This is a genomic window from Acetivibrio sp. MSJd-27 (assembly GCF_018918095.1).
Lineage (GTDB): Bacteria > Bacillota > Clostridia > UMGS1840 > HGM11507 > HGM11507.
In genome coordinates, this window is sequence record NZ_JAHLPV010000005.1 from 30,988 (window position 1) to 52,451 (window position 21,464).

The window sequence follows — 21,464 nt, forward strand, 5'->3', positions numbered from 1 at the left end:
TGTTCCTTTGCAAGCGGTTGGCGCAAAAACGTAAAAAAAGGAAAGGTGATTGAGATGAAATTGGAAGATTATTTGGAGGAATTATTTGAGGAACTGTATCAGAAGGCAAGAAAAGCGTTTAAAAATGATATTCGGTATGCGTATACCAATTCCAGCATTGAGGAAATCGGTTTTGAGTGGAAAAAGCGCTATTCCCAGCAGGAGCAGGAATATTTGGAGGAATGCTTAACGGAATACCGCAGCTATTATATGGGAGAAGAGCAGTTTCTCTACCGGCAGGGCATACAGGACTGTATAGCCCTTCTGAAACATTTGCAGGTGCTGGCGTGAAATACTGATTCGCTGAACCGCGCGGAGGGCAGGGAGGAAACCCTGCCCTTCCAATATTGCCTCTTGTTCAAGCGGGTGGAAAAAAGAATCTTTTGTTCCCGTTGTTCGTATTTTTGCTGAAATCCTCAAAAATCCCTTGAAAATCACGGCTTTTCGTACTATAATATATATGTTTGTGTAAAATTTGGGCAAACTACTAAAATAAAATTGGAAAAATATATAGGGGGTAGCTCACATATGACTTTCATGGAACGAATCAAAGCCATGGCCAAAAGCGATAAAAAGACAATCGTTTTGGCGGAAGGCGAGGAATTGCGTACAGTACAGGCATGCCAGCAGGTATTGAAGGAAGGGATTGCCAACATTATTCTTCTGGGCAATGCGGACAAAATCAAAGAGGTTGCAAACGGTTATGACATCAGCGGCGCAACCATCATTGATCCGGAAAAAGCGGATAACTTCATGGAATTTGCGGAAAAATTCTGTGAGATGAGAAAAGCGAAAGGCATGACCATGGAAAAAGCGGTGGAAACCATGAAAAGCACTCTTTACTATGGTGTTATGCTGGTCAAAGAAGGGATTGCCGACGGTATGGTCGCCGGTGCGGTGAACGCCACGGCAAACGTGCTGCGTCCCTCTCTTCAGATTTTGAAAACAGCGCCCGGCACAAAGATTGTTTCCGCTTTCTTTGTGATGGTCTGCCCGGACAAAGACTACGGTGCGGACGGCGTGTTTGTATTCGGCGACTGCGGTCTGGTGGAAAATCCGTCTGCGGAGGATTTGTCTGAGATCGCTATCTCTTCCGCCGGTTCTTTCAAATCACTGGTAGGTGTTGACCCGGCTGTTGCAATGCTTTCCTATTCCACATACGGCAGTGCGAAAAACGAACTGGTTGACAAGGTGAACACCGCCACCAAGCTGGCACAGGAAAAACGCCCGGATTTGATGCTGGATGGAGAACTGCAGCTCGATGCCGCTATCGTCCCCTCTGTCGGACAGGCCAAAGCGCCTGGCTCCAAGGTGGCGGGCAAGGCGAACGTTTTGATTTTCCCGGATCTGAACGCCGGCAACATTGGATACAAACTGGTACAGCGGCTGGCAAAGGCAGAAGCTTACGGACCCATGACGCAGGGTATCGCAAAACCGGTCAACGATCTGTCAAGGGGATGCTCCTGGCAGGATATCGTCGGGGTTGTCGCTATCACCTGCGTACAGGCGCAGAATCAGAATAAATAATGAAACAAGGGAGTACACAGATGAAAATATTAGTTGTAAATGCGGGCAGCTCTTCTCTGAAGTACCAGCTGCTGGACATGGACACCAAGGAAGCGCTGGCAAAAGGATTGTGCGACCGGATCGGCATCGGCGGAAGCGCCATCACCCACAAAGCACATGGCGGAGAATGGAAAGTGGAAGCGGAATTTCCGACCCATACCGAAGCTTTTATGAAGATGGTAGAAATGATGACAACCGGCGAAGGTGCGGTCATCAAAGATAAGAACGAAATTTCCGCAATCGGTCACCGTGTGGTGCAGGGTGCGGAACGTTTCCATAAATCCGAGATTGTGACGGACGAAGTGATCGATACCATTGAGGAGATTGCTCCTCTGGCGCCGGTGCACAACATGGCCCATGTGCAGGGCTTGCGCTGTGCCCAGAAGGTGTTCGGAAAAGAGGTTCCCAACGTGGTTGTCTTTGATACCACCTTCCATCAGACGATGCCCCCGAAAGCATATGTTTATGGAATTCCTTATAAATTCTATGAGGAGAATGCTATCCGGAAATACGGCGCCCACGGTACCAGCCACCATTATGTCAGCATGAAGGCTGCGGAGTATCTGGGCAAAGATCCTTCCGAGCTGAAAATGGTAACCTGCCATCTGGGCAACGGCAGCTCCATCTCGGCGGTTGACGGCGGGAAATGCGTGGATACCAGCATGGGGCTGACACCTTTGGCAGGTGTTATCATGGGTACCCGCTGCGGCGATCTGGATCCCAGTGTTGCCTGTTATCTGGCAGAGATCACCGGCATCCATGGCAACAAGCTTTCTGAACTCCTGAATAAGGAATCTGGATTCCTGGGCGTTTCCGGTGTTTCCAGCGATAAGCGCGACCTGGAGAAAGCCGCTGCGGAAGGAAACGAGAGAGCAAAGCTTGCAAGTGATATGTTCAACTATCAAATCAAGAAATATATTGGTTCCTACACGGCTGTTATGAATGGCTTGGACTGCATTGTCTTCACCGGAGGAATCGGTGAGAATGACGCGCCGGTCAGAAGCAATGTATGCGGTGATATGGAATTCTTCGGCATTTTCATTGACGAAGAGAAAAACAGCAAGAGAAGCTCTGGCATTATGGACATCACCGGAAAGGACAGCAAGGTGAAGGTTTTGGTTGTGCCGACGAACGAAGAACTGATGATCGCCATGGATACGCAGAGGCTGGTCGAGGGAAAATAAAACTTCTTTCCCGTGAAAAGAGGACGGAAAACAGCAGTGGAACAAATGAAAAAATAATCAAAAAACCTTGACAAACCAACTGGATTGTATTACAATATTGTAAGCGTCTTTCTGTAACTTCTTTGCATGAGGTGATTCATATGATGATCGATATTTCCAATATCATTAAATTGGAAGGTGCAAAGGAATCGTTTGAAGGTGAAGTCGTCTTTTCCGAGGAAACCGATTTTGGCGAAAACATCAGGCTGGCAAAGCCGGTGCGCGTTCAAGGTGTGATGGAAAACCTTGGCGGCGTGTTTGATTTTCACGCCCAGGGGGAGGCCGATATGGTCTTTCAGTGTGCAAGATGTTTGAAGGAATTCACAAAAACCGTAACCTTTTCCATGGACGAGCGGTTTTCCAAAGAGGGAAACGAGGAATATTTAAAAATCGAGCATAATAAAGCGGATATTACGGATGCTGTTTACATGAACCTGCTCCTGAACCTGCCGCAGAGAGTATTATGTTCTGAGCAGTGCAAGGGTTTGTGTTCAAGCTGTGGAGTTGACCGGAATCTTTCGCAATGTGATTGTAAAAAAGAGGAAGGCGACCCTCGTTTTGCAGTGTTAAAAAATTTATTGAAATAAAGTTTGGGGAGGTGTTGTAAATGGCAGTTCCAAAGAGAAAAACATCCAAGGCAAGAAGAGATAAAAGAAGGGCAAACTGGAAATTGCTGATTCCGGGTATGGTAAAATGCCCAGAGTGTCACGAATATAAACTACCTCACAGGGTTTGCAAAGCCTGCGGTAGTTACAAAGGAAAAGAAGTTATCAAAGTTGACGCGAAATAATATAACGGAGTGCCGTTATCCGAAATAGAGAGGAGTTTTCCTCTCTATTTTTTTGTTTTTGCGGAATCTTTGAAAATACACTGGAAAAATATTCAGTTCTATTGTAAAATAAAATTGAGTTAGAGTACAATAGGAGATAGATTATGTCGATTGAAACGGTAAAATCATATTTGAAACAGCACGGCTTTGAGAAAAACATATTGGAATTTTCAGAATCCTCCGCCACAGTGGAACTGGCTGCGCAGGCAGTGGGATGCGAACCGGCACGGATTGCAAAAACATTGTCTTTTCTGGCAGATAACCGCGTGATTTTAATCGCGGCGGCTGGGGATACCAAGATAGACAACGCAAAGTACAAAGCACAGTTTCATACCAAAGCAAAGATGATTCCATTTTCGCAGGTGGAAGAGCTTACCGGACATGCACCGGGCGGCGTTTGTCCCTTTGCGGTTAGAGAGGGGACGGAAGTTTATTTGGATGTATCCCTGAAACGGTTTGACACCGTTTTTCCGGCCTGCGGTAGCAGCAACAGCGCGGTGGAGATGACGATAGAGGAGCTGGAGAAGTATTCTTGCTGCATTGGCTGGGTTGACGTCTGCAAGTAATTTGTGTGAAAGAGCCGGTGTTATTTATCGGGAGGGATACCTCGTCCATTCAGAAGGAGAAATCAAATGAGTGTAACAATTTTTAATATTGATCCGGGCAGTATCGCCCAGGAGCTTGGCATTGAGAAGGGAGATATTCTTCTTTCTGTCAATGGGGAACAGTTTACCGACGCCTTGGAATATAAATTTCTGACAGCGGAAGAGTATGTGGAACTAGAGATTCTGCAAGGGGACGAGATCGTTGTCTACGAGATAGAGAAGGAACCCTATGAGGACATTGGTCTGTCCTTTGAAAATTCTTTGATTGACGAGCCGCGTTCCTGCCGCAATAAATGCATCTTCTGTTTTATCGATCAGCTTCCCAAGGGACTGCGCAAGCCTCTCTATTTTAAGGATGACGATACCCGGCTGTCCTTTTTGACCGGAAACTATGTGACGCTGACCAATGTCAAGGATGAAGAGATTGATAAAGTGATCCGTCTGCGCCTTTCTCCTATTAATGTTTCTGTGCACGCTACCGAGCCGGAACTGCGCAAACAGATGCTTAATAACCGGTTTGGAGGTCGGATTATGGAGCATATCAGGAAGCTGACGGAAAACGGAATCACGGTCAATTGCCAGATTGTTCTGGTGAAAGGGGTTAATGATGGCGTACATCTGGAGAAATCGGTAAGGGATTTGTCGGATTTTTATCCGGGTGTTCACAGTATATCAGTAGTTCCGGTGGGCATCAGCGATCACCGGGAGGGATTGTATCCGCTGTCTCCTTTCGAAAAAGCGGATGCGGAAGAAGTCGTGTCTTTACTGGAAAAATTGCAGGAGGAAAACCGGAAAAAGTATGGCTCCCGCATTGTGTACATTGCGGATGAATTTTATCTAAAAGCCGAACAGGAGATCCCGGATATTGAGGTGTATGAGGATTTTCCCCAGATTGAAAACGGAGTGGGAATGCTGTCCTCCATGCAGGAGGAACTGTGCTGCGAACTGAAAACAGAACGAAAAGAGGTTCGTCCTGGAAAAAGGAGTATTGCAACCGGCTTGTGCGCATATGATTATATCAGGCGGTTTGCGGATATGGTGCAGCAGCGGTATCCTCAGGTGGAAATTGATGTCCATCCGGTGGAAAACCGGCTGTTCGGTCATAGAGTCAATGTAGCGGGACTTTTGTCTGGCGGCGATTTGCTGGCTGGACTTTCCGGAAAACAGCTGGGGGACACGCTGATTTTGACAAGATCCATGCTGCGGGCGGAGGGAGATCTGTTTTTGGATGATATGACGCCGCAGGAGCTGGAAGAAAAATTAGGTGTAAAAGTGGTCTTTGTTGAAAACGAGGGCAAAGATTTTGTTGATAAAATTTTGAAATGATGGTAAACTGTAAAAGAGGAAGAATTTACACAGCTGATCGTAAAGCATCCGATCAATAAGAAATACAACGGAGGAAACTATGGCAAAACCAGTCGTTGCGATTGTCGGCCGTCCGAATGTAGGAAAGTCGACTTTATTCAATAAAATAGCAGGAGAGCGGATCTCTATTGTGGAGGACACTCCGGGCGTTACCCGCGACCGCATTTACGCGGAAGGGGAGTGGTGCGGGAAAACATTCACTTTGATTGACACCGGAGGCATTGAGCCCCACAATGACGACCCTATTCTGAAGCAGATGGTGCTTCAGGCAAACATCGCCATTGAGATGGCCGATGTCATCGTTTTTATGACCGATGTGCGGGATGGACTGACAGCGGCGGATGAAGAGGTCGCGTCTATGCTCAGCCGGTCGGGCAAGCCATTGGTATTGGCATGTAATAAGGCGGATAATTTCAGCCGTGATACCTATGCACATTTTGAATTTTATAACTTGGGGCTGGGCGATCCAATTGCCATTTCCTCTACCCACGGTTTGGGGGTAGGCGATTTGCTGGATGAGATTGTCTCAAAGTTTGAAGGCTTAGAGCTGGAAGAGAATGAGGATGACAGCATCAAGGTTGCTGTGATAGGAAAGCCGAATGCAGGAAAATCCTCTCTGATTAACCGGATTCTCGGGGAAGACCGGCTGATTGTGAGCGATATTCCGGGCACTACCCGGGATGCAATCAATGCCAGATATGAGAGGGAAGGCACTGCCTATACCTTCGTGGATACGGCAGGAATGCGCAAGAAGAGCAAGATTAATGATAAGATTGAAAAATACAGTATCCTGCGGGCCTATCAGGCCATTGAAAAAGCGGATGTCTGTCTGATGGTGATCGATGGAACCGCAGGTGTTACCGAGCAGGATACGAAAGTAGCCGGCTATGCCCACGACCAGGGCAAGGGAATCATTGTCGTTATTAACAAGTGGGACATCGTGGAAAAGGAAACCAGTACCATGAACAATTATAAAAAGAAGGTGCTGGAAGGATTGCCCTTTATGATGTACGCGCCATGCATGTTTATCTCCGCCAAAACCGGTGCCAGGGTGGATAAATTGTTTGATATGATTAACCATGTTCACCAGCAGCAGAATCTGCGGATCAAAACGGGAATGCTCAATGATATTTTGGCGGAGGCGACCGCAAAGGTTCAGCCGCCCACGGATAAGGGGCGCCGTTTGAAAATTCTGTACGGAACGCAGGTGGACGTTTGTCCGCCGACCTTTGTTCTGTTTGTGAATGATACACGGCTGATGCATTTTTCCTATGAGCGGTATATTGAAAATCAGCTGCGGGCCGTGTTTGGGTTTGAAGGAACCTCCATCCGGTTCTTTGTGCGGGAGCGCAACGGGGAAAAGCAGTAACGGCATTCGGATAACTGTATCAAAGAAATCCGGCAGGAGCAAGCCCCTGCCCTACAAATGGATAACAGTGGGATAGCGCGGGCGTTTCTTGCTGAAATTGATAAAAAGGGGAAATCGAGATGATTTATTTTATCTTACTGCTGATGGCGGTGATGGGCTATCTATTCGGAAGCCTGAATTTTGCGGTTATCATCGGAAAGCTTTTTTATAAAACGGATGTGCGTCAGCATGGTTCCGGCAACGCGGGGGCAACCAATGTTCAGCGCACGCTCGGATCCAAGGCTGCGGCTTTTGTGGCGCTGGGAGATTTTCTGAAGGGGATTGCTGCCTACTTTATCGCCTACCTGGTGGGCGGTATATTTGAACAGCCGGTTTTGTTTGGTTGTATCTGCGGATTTGCCGCAGTTATCGGGCATAACTATCCCCTCTACTTTCACTTTAAGGGCGGAAAGGGGATTCTGACCTCCCTTGGGCTTTCCTTTGCCATCGATTGGCGTGCAGCATTGATTACATTGGCGGTAAGTATTTTGATTATAGCGCTGACCAGATATGTTTCTCTGGGTTCTATCCTTGGGTGCATCGCAAATGTGGGGTTGATTCTTCTGTTTGATGCCGATCCATTGAAAATATGGTTTATTGCCCTTCTGGCAGTTCTTGCCGTTATTCGGCATCACGCCAACATCAAGCGGCTGATAAAAGGGGAAGAGGCCAAGCTGGGTGCAAAGAAAAAAGGATAAAAAGGACGGACTTTGTCCGTCCTTTGTGATAAATCATTTGCATATTTGAATAACTATTGTGAAAAGGAGATTCCCATCATGACGGAAAAGAAAAAAATCGGAGTACTCGGTTCCGGAAGCTGGGGGACAGCGATAGCCAGCCTTCTCGCGGATAACGGGCATGAAGTTACCCTTTGGTCCTTTTTGGAGGAAGAATGTGAGGAGTTAAAACAGTTTCATGAGAACAGAAGATATTTAAAGGGCGTTATCCTGCCGGATTCCGTCCGCTTTACACCGGACATCCGGGAAGCGGTGGAAGGAAAAGAGATTGTGGTGAGCGCAACGCCATCCTTTGCGGTGCGCGGCACAATCGGAAAGATGAAGGACTTTTTTGACAGGGAAAACCAGATTATTGTCAACATTGCCAAAGGCTTTGAGGAGAGTTCCCTCATGCGTCTTTCCCAAGTTATCCGCAGTGAGTTAGGGGAGGATATCAGCTTATGTGTGCTGTCTGGACCTTCCCATGCGGAGGAGGTTGGCAGGAAAATGCCGACAACCAATGTGGCGGCTTCCGAGAATCTAGAAATTGCAAAATTAATTCAGGACGTATTCATGTGCGGTTATTTTCGTGTCTACACATCCAGCGATGTGCTGGGGGTAGAACTGGGGGCGGCTTTGAAAAACGTGATTGCCCTTTGTGCCGGGATTTCGGACGGACTAGGGTATGGCGATAATTTGAAGGCTGCATTGATGACACGCGGTATGGCGGAAATTATGCGTCTTGGTACGAAAATGGGAGGCAACAGCAAAACCTTTGCCGGATTGACGGGTATGGGCGACTTGATTGTTACATGCACCAGTATGCATTCCCGAAACCGCCGCGCAGGAATTTTGATAGGGCAGGGAAAATCGGTGGAGGCTGCGATGAAGGAGGTCAATATGGTGGTGGAAGGGGTTCTTTCCTGCAAAACCGCCTATGCGCTTTCCAAGAAATATGATGTGGAGATGCCCATTGTGGAGGAAGCTTACCATGTTCTGTTTGAGGGAGCCGATGTGAAACAATCCATGACAAATTTGATGCTGCGGGATAAGAAAAATGAGATATGATGGAAATCTTCCGCAATACAACGAGGGAGAATCAATGTATGAGACATTGCTTCAAAAAGCCAAAGAGGCCAGCGGTCACGCCTATGCGCCCTATTCGAAATTTCAGGTAGGGGCGGCGCTTCTCGCAAAGAGCGGAAAAATTTATATGGGAGCAAATGTGGAAAACAGCAGTTTCGGTGTGACCGTCTGTGCAGAGCGCATGGCCTTTCTGACAGCTATTTATGCGGGTGAGCGGGATTTTAAAGCGATCGCTGTTTCCTCTCCCCAAAAGCAAGAATTGGTTCCCTGTGGTATTTGCCTGCAAACCATGCAGGAATTCTGTACCGGAGACTTTGTGATTGCGGGAGAAACAAAAAAATATTTGCTTAAGGAATTGCTGCCTCGAGGATTCCAGTTATGAACCGTTTTGTTTATCATGGGCTGACACGGATAACGGATGATGATGGGTTCCTTATTGACTTGAAATATGCGTCCGAAGACAATTTTACCGGAATTGTTCATTATGAAACAGAATTGTGTCTGGTTCATAATGATATTCTGATTGCTCTGCAAAATGCTGCAAAACAGTTTCAAAGGGATGGATTGCAGTTGAAGATATTGGACGCTTACCGCCCTATGACGGTTCAAAAAGCGCTGTATGAAGCTACGCCGGAAGACTTAAAGGCTTATGTGCCGGCTCCCTCAGCGAACGCGCCGCATCCGCGGGGCTGTACAGTGGATGTTACGCTTGCGGACAAAAACGGAAAGGAACTTGCTATGCCCACTGGTTTTGACGACTTTTCCGAGAAGGCCCATGCGGACTTCCTGGCTCTGCCGCAGAAGCAGCGGGAAAACAGGGACTATCTGATTCGTGTTATGAATAGGTTTGGGTTTGAAGTTTCTCCGCTGGAGTGGTGGCATTTTAATTACCGTGGCTGGAGGGAATATCCTTTGCTGGACATCCGTTTTTCTGAATTTCTTCAGGAGATAAGCAGTGTATGACGAAAGGCTTGACAAAAAGAGAAGCTTTCTATAAAACAAAAATAAGAATTGTTATTGATAATACAAAAAAGGGGAAGCGTAATGATTGAATTTAAATATGATACACAGCTGTTGATCGAGGGAAAAAATCTTGATGAGAACAGGATCAACGAGCATTTTAAAAAGAATTTTCAAGGGGATTGCCTGTTGGCGGTCGGGGATGAAGAGTTGATAAAAATTCATTTTCATACCAATGAGCCATGGAAAGTGCTTGAATATTGTGCTTCTCTGGGAGAAATACATGATATTGTAATAGAGGATATGGATAGACAGGCGAGAGGGCTGCAGGGATAAGAATGAAAGAATCAACCCCAATATGATTTGCAATTGCCTTTTCAGATTCCGGGATAGTCTTGCCGTATCCTTACGCATCAAAAAAACAAAAATTTGTATATGAAAATAATATTAATTTTAATATTTTCAATCAATTTATGTCGAAGGAGTGTATCAAATGGATGGAAAAGCTTTTCATAAGCTGAGCTATGGATTGTACATACTCAGCACCTCTTATAATGGAAAATATGCCGGCTGCATTATTAATACAGCGATGCAGGTGACCTCCAAACCGGCGCAGATTTCTGTCACGGTCAACAAGGAGAATGCCACGGAAAAGATGCTTGCAGAATCCTGCTTTTTTGCTGTGACAGCGCTTACTCAGGAAGCGGATATGGAGTTGATTGGAAAATTTGGTTTTCAGACCAGTTCGGAAACCGATAAATTTGCGGGCTTCCATACAGCGATGGATGGCAATGGAGTGCAATATGTCACGGATTGCGCCGCCGCCCGAATCAGTTGCCGCGTGGTCAAGACGGTGGATTTAGGCAGCCATGTCATGTTTATCGGCGAGGTGACGGAGGCGGAAGGAATGAATGGCGCTGAGCCTATGACTTATTCCTATTATCATCAGGTGAAAAAAGGCGTCACTCCAAAGAATTCTCCTGCTTATCAGGAGGAGACGGAAAAAAAGGGATGGCGTTGTTCCGTCTGCGGCTATATTCTGGAATCGGAAACCATACCGGAGGATTATGTCTGCCCTATCTGCGGGCAGGGAAGAGATAAGCTTGTGAAGCTGCCGTAGAAAGCGGTTTTATTTTTGTAAAACAGAGGGTATACATCCACTCCTGATCGATTTCGTTGATTTCTTCTTTCATTATAAAGGGAGAAAACAGAACAGGAGATTGTAATTTAAATAGAATAACACAGGTTCCCACAGAGGGATACCCCTGCATCATTTACCGGGATAATGGCCCCCAAAGAGCCAAAAATGCTTTTCGGGGGCTTTTCCAATGGCGCGAAAGATTTAATTGTTTTCTAATTCAAGCAGCGAATAGAAAAGCTGTTTCGGCACTAGTTTGAAATAGAATACCAAGTAGAAAATAATGTCCACGCTTAGCTGCGGCGGTAATTCATTTCTTTCTATTTTCCGCAGGGAGGAAACGCTGATATGGCAGATTTCCGCCATTTTTTTCTGTGTTAATTTGTATTTCCTGCGCAAGTATTTTATATTTTTTCATAGGATGATGTATTGCTCTTTTTTGTTCATTTGGATCACCTCGTATAAATGCTAGCTCTATTTTCATGAAACAATAGGGTGATTTTGACCTATTGAAGATTTGAAAAAGAGTAAGATTAACTGAATCTGCTTTTATTATATCTGTTCCACGTTATGAGAACAATTCGGCAAAACTGTTATATAACATATGTGTAATATATAGGTTTATCTTATAAACTTTTAGTATAAACCCTTCCGAGGACAAATGCTGTCCGATTACGGAAGGGTTTTTCTCTCTCTTTTTTCTGTAAAAAATCTCCTTTTTTCTCCCTTCACGTGACAGAAAAAGATTGGATTATCATTCTGAACTTTTTAAATAATTGGAAAATATTATGAAGCTGTAATACTTTTGTCAAAAAACTTTTATGAAATTGCAAAAAAAACTTGAAAAGTGGGCTGAAAAGTGATATATTTTGAATGTAAGTGGTTTGAAAATACATAAATGTGGTGTAAAGTGGTTTATATCACCTGAAGTGGGGTGAGCAAAAAGGTGTTTTACGGACAGAACAGGCATACGATTGATCCGAAGGGGAGGGCAATCTTCCCTGCGAAATATCGTGAGAAGCTGGGCGATGTGTTCTATATCACCCGGGGCCTTCAGTCCTGCCTTTTTGTCTATCCGAGAGACGAATGGCTGAAATTTGAAGAGAAACTCAAAGCTCTTCCTGATAGTACGGGAGGCGCAATTCAGCGGTATTTTTTCAACAATACCGAGGAAGTGTCTTTTGACAAGCAGGGAAGAGTGCTGATACCCGGTCATCTGCGGGATTTCGCAGGTCTTTCTAAGGATATTGTGATTGCCGGAGTATCCAGCAAGATAGAAATTTGGGACGCGCAGAAGTTTGACGAGCTAAATACCATGGACAACATGTCCCCGGATGAAATTTCAGCGCAGATGGAACTTCTCGGATTGTAATGATAGGTGATAATGTGACCGGAAAAGAATTTAGGCATGTGTCTATCATGCTGGATGAATGTATTTCATACTTGAAGGTGAAGCCGGACGGAATATATGCGGACGCGACTTTGGGTGGAGCGGGGCATGCGGGTGCCGTCTGTGCAAAGCTTTCGGAAAATGGTATCTTTATTGGCATTGACCGGGATCTGGACGCTCTTTCGGTGTCCAGAGAGAGGCTTTCGAAATATTCCTGCCGTCTTATCCTGGAACATTCCAATTATACAGATATCAAAGATGTCCTTGAAAAGCACCAGATTGAGAGCGTGGACGGTATTCTGGCCGACTTGGGTGTATCCTCTTATCAGTTTGATAACGGGGAAAGAGGCTTTTCTTACCGTTTCGACGCTCCTCTGGATATGCGCATGGATCAAACGCAGACACTTACTTGTTACGACATTGTGAATGGATATGAATTCGAAAAGCTGTTTCGGATTATAAAAGAATACGGGGAAGAAAAATTCGCGCATACGATAGCAAAGAATATCGTAAAGCAGCGGGAAAACAAACCAATTTCAACAACCTTTGAGCTTGTAAAGGTGATAGAGGGTTCCATGCCGAAGAAATATGTGGCAACCGGGAAAAACAAAGCGGCAAAAACCTTCCAGGCACTGCGCATTGAGGTAAATAACGAATTAAACGGTCTTAGGCAGGCGGTGGAGAATTTTTTTGATTGCCTAAGCACCGGCGGACGGCTGGCGGTGATTACCTTCCACTCTCTGGAGGATCGGATTGTAAAGACAGCATTTAAGGAATTTGCAACCGGGTGTACCTGTCCCAAAGAGTTTCCTGTCTGCATCTGCGGAAAGGAACCCAGGGGAAGATTAATAACAAAAAAACCGGTGATTCCCTGTGAAGAAGAGATGCTGGAAAATACCCGTTCAACCAGCGCGAAGCTTCGGGTTATTGAAAAGATCGAACCGATTGAAAAAATCGGGAAAAATTAGTTTTGTTTTAAAGGTGGGTGTTTTGAATGAAGTACAATAGGACAAGCCTGGCGTACAGTACCGAGGAAATCGATGTGGAGAACAGTCAAGAAAAAACTGCGTCGCCGAAAACACAGCAGAGAAAGAAAAAAAGCAATGCATACCGGTTTTTTATTCTGTGTGCGCTCTATCTGCTTGCGATTGCCTGCGCACCGATTATGAAGTCTACCCAGGTTGCCTTGGCAAAACAGCAGTTGAACCAGGAAAAAGCTGCATACAATGAAATTTTAAATGAGAACAAACGGCTGGAAGTGGCAATCAACACGGAAGTTGATTTAAGAAAAGTAGAAAATATTGCCCTCACGAAGCTGGGAATGAATAAACCTTTGCCCAGCCAGATCGTCTATGTCAACACAAACGCGAGCAACTACGGAGAGGTAGTTACCGCAAACAAAGAGGAAGATGCAAAAAAGGATACCATGTGGGGCTCCTTTGTCAAATCATTTATGGGCATGTTCGCCTTCAGCAATTAGCCTTTGGCTGTGTGCTACCATGAATATGAGACGGCGGCGGCGCATATAATTGAATGAATGAGTTTCCGAGGAATGAATGTCATTCCTCTTTTGTTGTATTTCAGGGGGACATCAAATTATGACAAATAATAACAAAAAAATCAAAAAGAGAATCCTGGTTATGCTGTTCGTTGTTGTCGGATGCTTCACTTTGCTGGCAGGCAAGCTGGGCTACCTGATGCTTGTAAAGGGTGATGATCTGAAAAGGCAGGCTATGGAAGACCAGTCCCGAGATCGCCTGATCAATGCAAAAAGAGGTACCATTTATGACCGGAACGGCAAAGTACTTGCCATTTCCGCATCCGTGGAAACGGTAAGCATTTCCCCGGTTACTGTCAGAAAAGACGGCGATCCGGAGAAAACGGCGAAACTATTGGCGGAGACCCTAGGTTTGGATGAAGCCAAAATGCTGGAGAAAATCAACAAGAATACATCCTATGAGATTATAAAGCGCAAAGTAGAGAAAGAAGAGGCGGACAAAATCCGTGAGGCCGAATTGGTCGGCGTCTATCTGGATGAGGATTCTAAGCGCTATTATCCCTATGGAAATTTTGCGTCTCATGTTATTGGATTTACGGGAACAGACAATCAGGGCTTGCTTGGAATCGAAATGGTTTATGATTCTGTCCTGAAAGGCAAACCAGGACGGGTTGTCACTGCGAAAAAGGCTGACGGCACCGAAATGCCTTATAAACAGGAACGCTATTATACGCCGGAAAACGGAACGGACATTGTTCTGACAATCGATCAGACCTTGCAGCATTTCTTAGAAAAACATTTGGATACCGCGGTTGTAGAAAACAAGCTGCAAAAAGGCGCGGCGGGTATGATTATGGATGTCAAAACAGGTGAGATCCTTGCGATGAGCACAAAACCGGATTTTGATTTGAACGATCCCTTCACTCTGAATGATGAGGCGGAGAAACAGCGCATCGAGACCATTGCGGACAAGGAGGAAAGGGAGAAGGAGTACAATGCAGCCATTCAAAAGATGTGGAGGAACAAAGCGGTGGTAGACAGCTATGAAGCGGGATCTACCTTTAAGATTTTTGTTTCCGCCATGGCGTTGGAGGAAAAACTGGTTACTTTAAACGATACGTTCTACTGCAGCGGTGTAAAGAATGTGGGCGGATGGCCGATCCACTGCTGGAAGCGGCAGGGTCATGGAAGCCAGACATTTGTAGAAGCGCTGCAAAACTCCTGTAACCCTGCGTTTATGACGATTGGGGAGCGCATCGGAACCGATCTGTTTAAAAAATATTATGAGGGTTTTGGATTTACCTCCAAAACCGGAATCGAATTGCCTGGGGAAACAGCCGGCGTCTTTTATCAGAAGGGAATGTTCAATGAAGTAGAGCTGGCGACCAGTTCGTTCGGACAGGGACCAGTGGTTACGCCGCTGCAAATGATAACAGCCGCGGCGGCAGTGGCAAACGACGGATATCTGATGAAACCGCATCTGGTCAAACAGTTTAATGATGAGAATGGCACGCCAACCCAGGTGATAGAACCCACCGTGGTACGTCAGATAATATCCCCTGAAACCTCGAAACAGCTGCGTGAACTGCTGGAGAAAGTTGTTTCGGAGGGGAGCGGAAACCGGGCTTTTCTGCAGGGATATCATGTCGCTGGAAAAACTGGTACCAGTGAAAAGCTGCCTCGCGGCCAGCAAAAATACGTATCCTCCTTCATCGGGTTTGCACCGGCAAACGATCCGAAAATTGCAGTGCTGATCGCACTGGACGAGGCGACGGGAGGGGATACTTACGGCGGTGTTATCGCGGCTCCAGTTGTTAAAAAAATCATGGAGGATTCTCTGCGCTATCTTGGAGTGGAACCGGATTTAACTGAGGAGGAAGCTGCTAAGACGGAAGTTGCAACCCCTGATGTGACGAATAAATCAGTGGACGAAGCCAGAGGGGTCATGACAACTTTTAAATTGAATGTCAAGGTGGAAGGCAATGGAGATACCGTTTTGGAACAGGTTCCGAAGGGCGGCGTCAAAGTGGCTGAAAACTCCACCGTTATCCTGTATACCGAAAAAAGAGTGATTCCGAAAACCACAAAGGTACCGGATGTCACTGGCCTTACTTTTAAGGAAGCGGAACAGAAGCTTTCTGAATATGGGCTGAAAATCAGTGCTGCAGGCGATACTGGGGATAAGGTGGCAACCAAACAATCTCCGGCGAAAGATGAGATGATAACTCCCGGCGGCACGGTAACGGTCACATTTGAAAAGAAAGCACATTAATGATGATAAATATCAGGCAGGAGCTCTGCAGAAACTGCAAACTCAAAGGAGGGTTATCAAATGAAATTGGAAAAATTGATTCAGAGTATTGAGACAACTGCGGTCACCGGAAACAAGGATGTGGAGATAACCGGTATCGCATACGATTCCAGAAAAGTGCGTCCAGGCACTCTGTTTGTCTGTATCAAGGGATTTCAGAGCGACGGACATTTATATACCAAAAGCGCGATTGAACGGGGAGCGGCGGCGATTGTATGCCAGGATGAGATAGGAGAGCTGGATGTTCCGGTTATCAAGGTGGCAAACAGCCGGAAAGCGTTGAGCTATTTATCCGCCGCCTGGTACGGCAATCCCTCAAAAAAGATGAAAATGATTGGTATAACCGGTACAAATGGAAAAACCACTTGTACCTATCTTATCAAAGGAATATTGGAAAACTGCGGATACAAAGTAGGATTGATAGGAACAAATCAGAATATGATTGGAACGGAAGTGCTCAAGAGCGAGCGTACCACGCCGGAATCTCTGGAACTGAATGAGTTGCTTTCCAGTATGAGAGAAAAAGGATGTAACTATGTGGTAATGGAGGTTTCCTCCCATTCTCTGTATCTGGATCGGGTAGCGGAGATTCATTTCGACGTGGGCGTTCTGACAAATATCACACAGGATCATCTGGATTTTCATAAGACGATGGACGCGTATGCTGAGGCAAAATCCATCCTGTTTGAACGGTGTGATACTGCTGTACTTAACAAAGATGATGCCTACTATGATTTGATGGCCTCCAAGGCAAAAAAAGTGCTGTCCTATGGAATTGACACGGATTGCGACCTCAAAGCTTCAGAGATTGAGATCAACCGCAACGGAGTAACCTTTCAAGTGAAAACAGCGGAAGAAAATTACTTAGCGCTTCTTCCAATTCCCGGACGGTTTTCCGTTTACAATGCATTGGCTTCCATCGGCGTCGGCATGGCTTGCGGAATTCCAAGCGGATTTATGAAACTGTCCCTAAAGAAACAAAAAGGGGTTAAGGGAAGGCTGGAAATCGTAGATACCGGTACGGATTACACGATGATTATTGATTATGCCCATGCCCCTGACGGTCTTTACAATGTTCTTTCCACTATCAATGAATTTAAAGAGAAAAGGGTGATTACCCTGTTTGGATGCGGAGGAGACCGCGATAAAACCAAACGGCCCATCATGGGGAAAATTGCCGGAAATCTTTCGGATTATTTGATTGTTACCTCTGATAATCCGCGAACAGAAGATCCCTTTGCCATCTTAAAGGACGTGGAACAAGGAGTAAAGGAAACAGAATGTCCTTATGAAGTGATCGAAAACCGCATCGATGCGATCCATCATGCCATGGACATCGCAGAGCCTGGAGATATTGTTTTACTGGCGGGAAAAGGGCATGAAACCTATCAGATTCTCCGCGATCGCACCATTCATTTGGATGAGAGGGAAGTGATTGCAGATTATCTGAACAGCCAGATTGCGACCAGCAGGAAATAACGTTTGAGACTTTACAGGTAAAGTATGCAAAAACGAAATAATCAGAAATATGCAGAGATAATACTGCTGGCTGGAAAAACGTCAGAATATCACACAAAAGCTGAGGGGATCAAAATGAATTTAGAAATCAATGAGATATGCAGGGCAGTCAAAGGAAAATTGCTTCGTCCGGGTAATATGCGCTCGGTGACCTCGGTTCAGACCGACAGCCGGATCAAAGCGTCCGGCAGCCTTTTTGTTCCGATACGGGGAGAGCGTTTTGATGCGCATGATTTTATCCATCAGGCCATTGAAAACGGCGCGTCCGCAATATTGTGCGAACGAGAACCGGATAAAGCGGGAGGATTGGCTGTGATACAGGTCGAGGATACCCGCAGGGCACTGGGGGATTTGGCGGCTTTTTATATTTCTACACTGGAGTTGAATAAGGTTGCGGTGACAGGCAGTGTGGGGAAAACTACCACGAAGGAAATGCTGTACCATGTGCTGTCGCAGCAAGCACAGACACTGAAAACAGAAGGAAACTTCAATAATGATATCGGTCTTCCACTGACCGTGTTCCGGCTGACGGAAGAGGATAAATTTGCGGTATTGGAGATGGGCATGAGCCATTTTGGCGAGATTTCCTATCTATCCAATATTGCAAAGCCTCATGTAGGTGTTATCACAAATGTGGGACATTCTCACATTGAAAATCTGGGAAGCCGGGAGGGCATTCTGAAAGCCAAGTTGGAAATTGTGGACGGGTTAGACGCGGACGGCACTTTGATTTTAAACGGAGATGACGATCTGCTGTTTGGCATAAAAGGAAAACTTCCCTGTAAAACCATTTCCTTCGGGATTGAAAATTCCCAGTGTAATCTTCTTGCTGACCATATTGAAGCAAAGGAAAAACACGTTGCTTTCTCCTGCGATGGTCAGGACTATATCATCCATACACCGGGCGCGCATAACGTATACAATGCACTGGCGGCTATCACATGCGGCAAGCTGTATGGAATCGAAGAATCGCGCATAAAAGATGGAATCGAAGCATATAAACCTTATAGTATGAGACTGGATATTCAGGAAAATGAGAAAGCCGGTATCAAGGTTATTGTGGATTGCTATAATGCCTCCCCGGATTCCCTGCGCGCTTCCTTGGGCGTGCTGGCGGATTACCGCAGCAACAGGACGATCGCTGTTCTCGGATCGGTTGCCGAGCTGGGAAATCACCGAGACTGTTTACTGTTTGATATCGGCAGACAGATAAAATCTATGGGGATTGATGTGCTGGTGACAACCACGGACGATTGCTTTGCGTTATGTGATGGGGCAATCGGTGCAGGATTCCCGGAAGAGAATATTTACAACTTCAGCAACAATTCGGATACAAACCGTTTTTTGGATGGCTTTATCCGTCCGGGGGATGTGGTGCTCACTAAGGGTTCCCGTATTTATAAATTGGAGGAGGTAGCCCAGCATCTGTTGGAGAAGGGGAGGGAAGAAGTATGATTCAAGCACAGAATATCTTTTCGATTACTCTGCCGATAATACTGTCTTTTGTCACCTGTGTCATTCTAATGCCGGTGTTGATTCCGCTTCTTCGCCGTTTAAAATTTGGTCAGAGTATTCTGGAAATCGGCCCCAACTGGCACGCAAAGAAGTCCGGTACGCCTACTATGGGGGGAATCGGATTTATTGTAAGCAGTATTTTAATTGGTCTGATTCTAGGGTTCTCACCCGATGTCATTTTGGCGGCAGGTTTTGCAATGCTTTGTGGGATTATCGGCTTTGTGGATGATTTTATCAAGGTTTGCCTAAAACGGAATATGGGCTTTAATCCAAAACAAAAAACAGCTTGCCTGATTGTCGCTATTCTGGCATTTATGTTTGCCTCTCATTCCATGGGAATCACAAATACCAACATTTATGTACCGTTCTTTAAAGCGGAGGTTGATTTTGGGTTTTGGTATTTTCCATTGGTATTTATCATGATCATGGCCACTGTTAACAGTGTCAACTTAACGGATGGAATTGACGGCCTGGCAGCCAGTATCACCTGTGTGGTGTCCGTTTTCTTTGCTGTGCTGGCATTTGCTATGCGGCGGGTGGAACTGGCTTACTTTGCCTGCGCTTTGCTGGGCAGCTTGGTAGCTTTTCTGATTTTCAATCTGAATCCGGCAAAGGTTTTTATGGGAGATACAGGCTCTCTGTTTCTGGGAGGCGCCTTGGCGGCTATTGCGGTTCTGCTAAAGCAGCCTTTGATTGTCGTTCTGGTTGGACTGATTTACTTGATTGAGACGGCCTCCGTTATCATTCAGGTTACCTTCTTTAAACTAACCGGAAAACGGTTCTTCAAAATGTCACCTATCCACCACCACTTTGAGATGTGCGGATGGAAAGAGAACAAGATTGTGATTGTGTTCTGCACTGTGACGATTGTCATGTGCGTGATTGCCTTTCTCTCACTGTAAAGCCGCATAGAGTTATTTGCAAAGTGCAAAGAACAGTGTGCAGAGCACCATTTTTGTACCGTGTGCTTTGTTCTGTGCACTTTAAAAAAGGAGTGAAACCATGAAAAAAAGTCAGGCGAAGAAAAAAAGAAAACCAGTCGACCATATCTTGCTTGCCGTGCTGTTCACGCTGGTTTGTATGGGCCTGATGATGGTGTTCTCTGCAAGTGCACCTTCTGCCTTTGAAGAGTTTGGAGACAGTCTGCATTATTTCAAACGACAGCTGGCATGGGTAGTGATGGGATTGTTTGTGCTGGCATTTGTATCCATAGTCAATTATAAATCCTATAAAAATACCCTGTCTATTCTGATGGTATTGAACATTGTGCTTTTGATTTTGGTTGCCACGGTGGGGACAGAGGTAAAAGGAGCCCAGCGCTGGCTGGGGATCGGTCCTTTTGGAATACAGCCTTCCGAGCTGACCAAGGTGGTCGTGGTGATTTATATGGCCAGCTATCTGGAAAAACTGCAAAAACAGAAGCAAACAATTGCAACGGTATATGTTCCGCCTGCGATTATGGTAGGTATTCCTTTGGTGCTGATTATTCTGCAGCCACACTTTTCCGCGATTATGATCATTGGTGTTGTATGTGCCGCCATGATGGTGGTGGGCGGGGTCAAATTCCGGTTTTTTGCTCCCGCTTTTGTGGCGGCAGGGCTAGGAGGGACGGCTTTGGCAATCATAGAGCCTTATCGTCTTCAAAGGCTGATTGCTTTTTCCGATCCCTTTGCGGATAAGCTGGGGGATGGCTGGCAGATTGTGCAGTCTTTGTATGCCATCGGTTCCGGAGGCCTAACGGGATTGGGACTGAGCAGAAGCCGGCAGAAACATTTATACATACCAGAGCCGCAGAATGATTTTATCTATTCGATTCTTTGTGAGGAACTGGGCTATATTGGCGCGATTTTTGTTATTGTGCTGTTTGTCATATTGGTATGGCGGTGTTTTGTAGTGGCGGCGCGGTGTCCGGACACTTTTGGATCTCTTTTGGCTTTTGGTATGGGATTCCTAATCATTTTTCAGGTAATATTCAACATCGGTGTAGCGACGGCGTCGGTACCGCCGACTGGAGTACCGTTGCCGTTCTTCTCGGCAGGCGGTTCCTCTTTCCTGTTTCAAATGATTGCGATGGGAATTGTATTAAATATTTCACGTTCGGCAGAATAGAATCCGAATTTCAAAAATAACGAAAAAGTAAGATGTCTCAAGCCTTTGAGATGATCAGAAGTTACTTTCCGCGGGAGTGAAATTTTCCGCGGAATCGTTGCATAACGGGGCAATGCCCTTTATTGAGAAAAGGTGCTGAATAATCTGCAAAAAACAAGATGAAAATTTGTTGGATTTGACGGAACCTT

At 45.8% G+C, this 21,464-nt stretch carries 23 protein-coding genes; 22 read left to right on the forward strand and 1 reads right to left on the reverse strand.

Features of this window, described 5'->3' with window-relative positions; translation table 11 throughout:
- Positions 1-54: 54 nt before the first annotated feature.
- The 14 genes from KQI32_RS02945 to KQI32_RS03010 all read left to right on the forward strand — a co-directional run bounded on the left by KQI32_RS02945 (position 55) and on the right by KQI32_RS03010 (position 10,917).
- Positions 55-330 (forward strand): hypothetical protein, encoded by a 276-nt coding sequence (locus tag KQI32_RS02945; RefSeq protein ID WP_177690736.1) that lies wholly within the window; start codon positions 55-57, stop codon positions 328-330.
- Between the two features lie 237 nt (positions 331-567).
- Entirely contained in the window at positions 568-1,566 is a 999-nt protein-coding gene (pta, locus tag KQI32_RS02950; RefSeq protein WP_177690738.1) for a phosphate acetyltransferase, read from the forward strand.
- Positions 1,567-1,586: 20 nt separating this feature from the next.
- Positions 1,587-2,789, forward strand: a complete 1,203-nt coding sequence (locus KQI32_RS02955; protein WP_216423920.1) for an acetate/propionate family kinase — start codon at positions 1,587-1,589, stop codon at positions 2,787-2,789.
- Positions 2,790-2,929: 140 nt separating this feature from the next.
- The gene (locus tag KQI32_RS02960; protein ID WP_177690742.1) at positions 2,930-3,415 is read left to right on the forward strand and encodes a DUF177 domain-containing protein; all 486 of its coding nucleotides are present in this window, start codon (positions 2,930-2,932) and stop codon (positions 3,413-3,415) included.
- 20 nt (positions 3,416-3,435) lie between these two features.
- Positions 3,436-3,618: a 50S ribosomal protein L32 gene (gene rpmF, locus KQI32_RS02965; RefSeq protein WP_177690744.1), complete on the forward strand. Its 183-nt coding sequence runs from the start codon at positions 3,436-3,438 to the stop codon at positions 3,616-3,618.
- Positions 3,619-3,761: 143 nt separating this feature from the next.
- Positions 3,762-4,223, forward strand: coding sequence for a YbaK/EbsC family protein (locus tag KQI32_RS02970; protein ID WP_177690746.1), 462 nt, complete (start codon positions 3,762-3,764; stop codon positions 4,221-4,223).
- Between the two features lie 66 nt (positions 4,224-4,289).
- Positions 4,290-5,588, forward strand: a complete 1,299-nt coding sequence (locus KQI32_RS02975) for a DUF512 domain-containing protein (RefSeq protein ID WP_216423921.1) — start codon at positions 4,290-4,292, stop codon at positions 5,586-5,588.
- 79 nt (positions 5,589-5,667) lie between these two features.
- A complete protein-coding gene (der, locus tag KQI32_RS02980; RefSeq protein WP_216423922.1) occupies positions 5,668-6,996 on the forward strand; it encodes a ribosome biogenesis GTPase Der in 1,329 nt (442 codons plus the stop codon).
- Positions 6,997-7,115: 119 nt separating this feature from the next.
- Positions 7,116-7,733 (forward strand): glycerol-3-phosphate 1-O-acyltransferase PlsY, encoded by a 618-nt coding sequence (gene plsY, locus KQI32_RS02985; protein ID WP_216423923.1) that lies wholly within the window; start codon positions 7,116-7,118, stop codon positions 7,731-7,733.
- 78 nt (positions 7,734-7,811) lie between these two features.
- Positions 7,812-8,819: an NAD(P)H-dependent glycerol-3-phosphate dehydrogenase gene (locus KQI32_RS02990; RefSeq protein ID WP_216423924.1), complete on the forward strand. Its 1,008-nt coding sequence runs from the start codon at positions 7,812-7,814 to the stop codon at positions 8,817-8,819.
- The gene (locus KQI32_RS02995) at positions 8,809-9,219 is read left to right on the forward strand and encodes a cytidine deaminase (RefSeq protein ID WP_253291005.1); all 411 of its coding nucleotides are present in this window, start codon (positions 8,809-8,811) and stop codon (positions 9,217-9,219) included. Before KQI32_RS02990 ends, KQI32_RS02995 begins: the two co-directional genes overlap by 11 nt.
- On the forward strand, positions 9,216-9,800 hold the full coding sequence (locus KQI32_RS03000) for a M15 family metallopeptidase (protein WP_177690759.1): 585 nt from the start codon (positions 9,216-9,218) through the stop codon (positions 9,798-9,800). The genes KQI32_RS02995 and KQI32_RS03000 overlap by 4 nt, the downstream gene beginning before the upstream one ends.
- A gap of 81 nt (positions 9,801-9,881) precedes the next feature.
- Positions 9,882-10,133 carry a kinase to dihydroxyacetone kinase gene (locus tag KQI32_RS03005; RefSeq protein WP_177690761.1) on the forward strand — a complete coding sequence of 84 codons (252 nt, stop codon included), beginning with the start codon at positions 9,882-9,884 and terminating at the stop codon, positions 10,131-10,133.
- Positions 10,134-10,290: 157 nt separating this feature from the next.
- Positions 10,291-10,917 carry a flavin reductase gene (locus tag KQI32_RS03010; protein WP_216423925.1) on the forward strand — a complete coding sequence of 209 codons (627 nt, stop codon included), beginning with the start codon at positions 10,291-10,293 and terminating at the stop codon, positions 10,915-10,917.
- Between the two features lie 222 nt (positions 10,918-11,139).
- Here the strand turns inward: KQI32_RS03010 and KQI32_RS13610 are convergent, their stop codons facing one another.
- A complete protein-coding gene (locus KQI32_RS13610) occupies positions 11,140-11,334 on the reverse strand; it encodes a helix-turn-helix transcriptional regulator (RefSeq protein WP_216423926.1) in 195 nt (64 codons plus the stop codon).
- Between the two features lie 547 nt (positions 11,335-11,881).
- Here KQI32_RS13610 and mraZ point away from each other — a divergent pair.
- The 8 genes from mraZ to ftsW all read left to right on the forward strand — a co-directional run bounded on the left by mraZ (position 11,882) and on the right by ftsW (position 21,276).
- Entirely contained in the window at positions 11,882-12,307 is a 426-nt protein-coding gene (gene mraZ, locus KQI32_RS03020; protein ID WP_177690765.1) for a division/cell wall cluster transcriptional repressor MraZ, read from the forward strand.
- Between the two features lie 14 nt (positions 12,308-12,321).
- A complete protein-coding gene (gene rsmH / locus KQI32_RS03025; protein WP_308167032.1) occupies positions 12,322-13,293 on the forward strand; it encodes a 16S rRNA (cytosine(1402)-N(4))-methyltransferase RsmH in 972 nt (323 codons plus the stop codon).
- 26 nt (positions 13,294-13,319) lie between these two features.
- A complete protein-coding gene (locus KQI32_RS03030) occupies positions 13,320-13,805 on the forward strand; it encodes a cell division protein FtsL (protein WP_216423927.1) in 486 nt (161 codons plus the stop codon).
- A 118-nt stretch (positions 13,806-13,923) separates the two neighbouring features.
- The gene (locus tag KQI32_RS03035) at positions 13,924-16,095 is read left to right on the forward strand and encodes a stage V sporulation protein D (protein ID WP_177690772.1); all 2,172 of its coding nucleotides are present in this window, start codon (positions 13,924-13,926) and stop codon (positions 16,093-16,095) included.
- A 60-nt stretch (positions 16,096-16,155) separates the two neighbouring features.
- On the forward strand, positions 16,156-17,613 hold the full coding sequence (locus KQI32_RS03040) for a UDP-N-acetylmuramoyl-L-alanyl-D-glutamate--2,6-diaminopimelate ligase (RefSeq protein ID WP_216423928.1): 1,458 nt from the start codon (positions 16,156-16,158) through the stop codon (positions 17,611-17,613).
- 114 nt (positions 17,614-17,727) lie between these two features.
- Positions 17,728-19,107, forward strand: coding sequence for a UDP-N-acetylmuramoyl-tripeptide--D-alanyl-D-alanine ligase (gene murF / locus KQI32_RS03045; RefSeq protein ID WP_177690776.1), 1,380 nt, complete (start codon positions 17,728-17,730; stop codon positions 19,105-19,107).
- Positions 19,104-20,069 (forward strand): phospho-N-acetylmuramoyl-pentapeptide-transferase, encoded by a 966-nt coding sequence (gene mraY / locus KQI32_RS03050; protein WP_216423929.1) that lies wholly within the window; start codon positions 19,104-19,106, stop codon positions 20,067-20,069. Before murF ends, mraY begins: the two co-directional genes overlap by 4 nt.
- 100 nt (positions 20,070-20,169) lie before the next feature.
- Entirely contained in the window at positions 20,170-21,276 is a 1,107-nt protein-coding gene (gene ftsW, locus KQI32_RS03055) for a putative lipid II flippase FtsW (protein WP_177690780.1), read from the forward strand.
- The last annotated feature ends 188 nt before the right edge of the window (positions 21,277-21,464 follow it).